The organism is Actinokineospora guangxiensis (assembly GCF_042657845.1).
GTDB classification, from domain to species: domain Bacteria; phylum Actinomycetota; class Actinomycetes; order Mycobacteriales; family Pseudonocardiaceae; genus Actinokineospora; species Actinokineospora guangxiensis.
On sequence record NZ_JBHSKF010000031.1, the window covers coordinates 1 to 5,141 of the forward strand.

General features: G+C 70.8%; 2 protein-coding genes. Both read left to right on the forward strand.

Features of this window, described 5'->3' with window-relative positions; all coding sequences use genetic code 11:
- The first annotated feature begins 709 nt into the window (after window positions 1–709).
- Window positions 710–3,427, forward strand: coding sequence for a beta-L-arabinofuranosidase domain-containing protein (locus ACFPM7_RS30265; protein WP_378251266.1), 2,718 nt, complete (start codon window positions 710–712; stop codon window positions 3,425–3,427).
- Window positions 3,428–3,520: 93 nt separating this feature from the next.
- Window positions 3,521–4,990 carry a glycoside hydrolase family 10 protein gene (locus ACFPM7_RS30270; protein ID WP_378251267.1) on the forward strand — a complete coding sequence of 490 codons (1,470 nt, stop codon included), beginning with the start codon at window positions 3,521–3,523 and terminating at the stop codon, window positions 4,988–4,990.
- Window positions 4,991–5,141 lie beyond the last annotated feature (151 nt).

The window sequence follows — 5,141 nt, forward strand, 5'->3', positions numbered from 1 at the left end:
ACTCCTGGTTCGGCCGGCATTGCGTCGTCTGGGCATCGTGTCTCTCCACTTCGGATCAGGGCAGAGTCGACCGCGGTCCTGGTGGAGCCTGGTCAGCCCGTGCCCGCTTCAAGGGGTGCAGGAGCGCCGTGCGCGGGACCGCCCGGGACTGGAGGTCCCGCGCACGGGGGCGGGGTGGAGCGGGTCGCCTCAGGCGAGCAGGGGCGGCGCGAGCAGCCGGGGCGGGGGCGGGGCGGCGGCGAGGGCGCGCATCGTGAGATCCCATCGTCATCGGCGACGGTCAGGGCAGTGGCTCGGGAGCGCAACTTCACACAATGTAGACACGCGCGCCGCGTAGCGTCAACAACTCCGAAACATTTCGTGTGAACGCTAACGCAAATTGCGGCAGGGGTGGTGCCGGGCGGGTTCAGCCAGCTCAGATGGCAAAGCTGTGGGGCTATCGCTGGTTGCTCATGAGTTTCGCAAGAATGCAGATGACAGTGCGTGTGATCGTGAACATTGGCGGGCTCGGGAGTCGGCCGGGGCTTGCGCCGGAAGAACGCCGTGCCGATACTGGCTCGGCCGGGACCATCGCGCACCCGGTCCTCACGGAGTGCCGACCAGTCGGCGGGACCGCTCCACACACCCGATCCCCCTGGGTCGACCGGTGCCGTCCCGCCGCCGCGCGCGGCATGCGGTCGTCCGCCGGGCGAGCCTCCGAGGAGAGCGCATGCCACCGGTGCCGCTGAACCGTCGAACACTGCTGCAGACCGCCGGTCTCGTCGCGGCGGCATCCGCGCTGCCCGGCCTCGCGCCGGGCACCGCGCTCGCCGAGATCCCCCCGACCCGGGGCGACATCGGCGCCGCGGCGCAGGCGTTCCCGCTCAACCAGGTCCGGCTGACGCCGAGCCGCTGGATGGAGAACCAGTCCCGGACGCTCGCCTACCTGAAGGCCGTCGACGTCAACCGGCTGCTGTACAACTTCCGGGCGAACCACCGGCTGTCCACGAACGGCGCGCAGGCGCTCGGCGGGTGGGAAGCGCCCGACTTCCCCTTCCGCACCCACAGCCAGGGGCACTTCCTCAGCGCCTGGTCGTTCGCCTCCGCGGTCCTCGGCGACACCGCCTGCCGCGACCGGGCGAACCTCATGGTCGCCGAACTGGCCAAGTGCCAGGCCAACAACGCCGCCGCCGGGTTCGGCGCGGGCTACCTGTCCGGCTTCCCGGAGTCCGACATCGCCGCGCTGGAGGCGGGCAACCCCGTCTCGGTCTCCTACTACTCCCTGCACAAGACGCTCGCCGGCCTGCTCGACGCCTGGCGCTACGCCGACAACCTGCAGGCCCGCGACGTGCTGCTGCGGTTCGCGGGCTGGGTGGACTGGCGCACGGGCAGGCTGAGCACCCAGCAGATGCAGAACGTCCTGCGCACGGAGTTCGGCGGGATGAACGCTCTGCTGGCGGACCTGTGCCAGCAGAGCGGCGACACCCGCTGGCTGGCCGTCGCCCAGCGCTTCGACCACGCCGCCGTGTTCGACCCGCTGGCCAACCGCCAGGACCGGCTCAACGGGCTGCACGCCAACACCCAGGTGCCCAAGTGGATCGGCGCGGCGCGCGAGTACAAGGCATCGGGCACCACCCGCTACCGCGACATCGCCGTCAACGCCTGGGACATCACCGTCGGCGCGCACACCTACGCCATCGGCGGCAACAGCCAGGCCGAGCACTTCCGCGCGCCGAACGCCATCGCCGCCTACCTCAACACCGACACCGCCGAGGCGTGCAACACCTACAACATGCTCAAGCTGACCCGCGAGCTGTGGCTGCTGGACCCGAACCGTTCGCAGTACTTCGACTTCTACGAGCGCGCGCTGCTCAACCACCTGCTCGGCCAGCAGAACCCGGCGTCGAGCCACGGCCACATCTGCTACTTCACCGGCCTGAACCCCGGCCACCGCAGGGGCAGCACCGGACCGGCGTGGGGCGGCGGCACCTGGAGCACCGACTACACGACGTTCTGGTGCTGCCAGGGCACGGCGCTGGAGGTCAACACCCGGCTGGCGGACTCGGTCTACTTCCACAGCGGCTCGACCCTGACGGTGAACCTGTTCATCCCCTCGACCCTGACCTGGTCGCAGCGCGGGGTGACCGTCACCCAGACGACCTCCTACCCGCACTCGGACACCACCACGCTGACCGTCGGCGGCACGGCGGGGCAGTGGACGCTGCGCGTGCGGGTGCCCGCGTGGACCAGCGGGGCGACGATCAGCGTCAACGGGACCCCGCAGGGCATCGCCACCACCCCCGGCAGCTACGCCGCGCTCACCAGGACGTGGTCGCCCGGGGACGTGGTCACCGTCAGGCTCCCGATGCGCGTGGTCGTCGAACCCGCCAACGACGATCCGAACGTGGTGGCGGTGACGTACGGGCCCGCGGTGCTCGCCGGCGATTACGGCAGCGCGACGCTGTCGGCCCCGCCGGCCATCGACCTCGCCTCGATCACCAGGACCAGCACGTCGACGCTGGCGTTCACCGCGCGCGCCAACGGCTCCGAGGTCAGACTGGGCCCGTTCCACGACGCGCACGGCTACAACTACACGGTGTACTGGCGTGTGGGCGGTGCCGCGGGGGCGGGGTACCGGCTGGTCAACGCGGGCACGGGACTGGTCCTCGGCGTGCGGGACATGTCGACCGCGGACGGCGGCCTCGCGGTGCAGTGGAACGACAGCGGCACCCGGGACCATGTCTGGCAGGTCGTGGCCGACGGCCCGGCCGTGCGGCTGCGCAACCTCAACAGCGGCAAGGTCCTTGGCGTGGAGAACATGTCCACGGCGGACAACGCGCGGGCCCTGCAATGGGGCGACACCGGCACCGCGGACCACCGGTGGACGGTGATCGACAACGGCGACGGCACCCACCGGCTCCGCAACTCCCACAGCGCCAAGCTGCTCGGCATCCTCAACGGCGCCACCACAGCGGGTGCGCAGGCGGTGCAGACCCCCGACGACGGGTCCGCGGACAACCGGTGGCGCTTCGTGCCCGACGGCGTCCGCCGGGTGCAGAACCTCGCCACCGGGATGGTGCTGGGCGTGCGCGACATGTCCACCGCCGACGGGGCGGCGGTGCTCCAGTGGGATGACACCGGCACCGCCGACCACCTCTGGACGGCCCAGCCCGGACCGGACGGGTTCTTCACCCTGCGCAACTCCCACAGCGCCAAGCTGCTCGTCGCGGAGAACGACGGCCAGGCCGACGGCGTGCGGCTCGTGCAGTGGGGCGCCACCGGCTCGCCCGGCCAGCGGTGGCGGTTGCGGTACGGGAACAACGGGTGCTTCCGAATCCAGTCCGCCAACGGTGGCCGGGTGGTCGGGCTCTCGGCCACCGCCCAGGGAGCCCAGGCGGTGCTGCGGGAGGACAGCGGCGCGACGGCGAACCTCTGGCGCTTCATCTGACGGATGTCCCCGGCCACGTCGGCGGGCCGGGGCCGATGCACGGACGACCGGACGCGTCGTGTCCGGCGCGCGGACAACCGAAGGAAGTGACTGATGAGAGAACCGAACCGGAGTGCGGGCCTCCGCCGGGCGTGGCCGGCGCTCGCGCTGACCATCGTCGTGGCGGTGGTCACCGGGCTGATGGCGGCCGTCACCGGCACCGCGGCGGCGGGGTCGACACTGGGCACCGCCGCCGCCGAGCGCGGGCGGTACTTCGGTGCCGCGGTCGCCGGGCACAAGCTCGGCGACGGCACCTACACCGGAATCCTCAACCGCGAGTTCACCAGCGTCACCGCCGAGAACGAGATGAAGTGGGACGCCACCGAGCCGTCCCAGGGGAACTTCACCTTCGCCAACGGCGACCGCATCGTCAACCACGCGCTCTCCCGCGGCATGTCGGTGCGCGGGCACGCGCTGCTGTGGCACTCCCAGCAGCCGGGGTGGTCGCAGAACATGAGCGGCGGGGCGCTGCGCTCGGCCATGATGAACCACGTCACCAGGGTGGCCTCCTACTACCGCGGCAAGATCCACTCCTGGGACGTCGTCAACGAGGCGTTCGCCGACGGCAGCTCCGGCGCCCGCCGGGACTCCAACTTGCAGCGCACCGGCAACGACTGGATCGAGGCCGCCTTCCGCGCCGCCCGCGCCGCGGACCCGGGCGCGAAGCTCTGCTACAACGACTACAACACCGACGGCGTCAACGCGAAGAGCACCGGGATCTACACCATGGTGCGCGACTTCAAGGCGCGCGGCGTGCCCATCGATTGTGTCGGCTTTCAGGCGCACCTGACGAACTCGGTCCCCTCGGACTTCCAGGCCAACCTCCAGCGCTTCGCCGACCTCGGCGTCGACGTGCAGATCACCGAACTGGACATCGCCGGCTCCAACCAGGCTTCGGTATACGCCAGCGTGACCCGCTCCTGCCTGGCGGTCGCCCGGTGCACCGGGATCACCGTGTGGGGCATCCGCGACAGCGACTCCTGGCGGACCGGCCAGAACCCCCTGCTGTTCGACAACTCCGGAGCCAAGAAGCCCGCTTACACCGCTGTGCTGGACGCGCTCAACAGCGGCACTACGCCTCCGCCGTCGGACATCGATACCAACGCGTGGTACGTGCTGGTGAACCGCGGCAGCGGGAAAGCCCTGGACGTCTACAACCTGGCCACCAACGACGGTGCGCGGATCACCCAGTGGGCGCGCAACGACGGCAACCAGCAGCAGTGGCAGTTCGTGGACTCCGGCGGCGGCCACTACCGGGTGAGGTCACGCCACTCCGGCAAGGTCCTGGACGTCTACAACTGGTCCACCTCCAACGGCGCCGCGATCGTGCAGTGGTCCGACACGAATGGCACCAACCAGCAGTTCCGGGTCACTCTGTCCGGCGGCTACGCCAAGCTGGTCAGCAGGCACAGCGGGAAGGCTGTCGAGATCCAGGGCGCCTCGGCCGCGGATGGCGCGAATGTCGTGCAGTACGACGACTGGAACGGCGCCAACCAGCAGTGGCAGCTGGTTCGGGTGGGCTGATCCCTGTCCCCGGTCGGGCGCTGACCACGCCCCTCGGGTCCGCGTCCGACCGGCCTTCCCGCGTGCCGCCGCGTTCCCGGCGGCCCTCCGAAAGGAACCCATGTCCCCCTCAGCTCTGCTCTCGGGTGCCCGCGCGCCCGGCGCGCGCCGG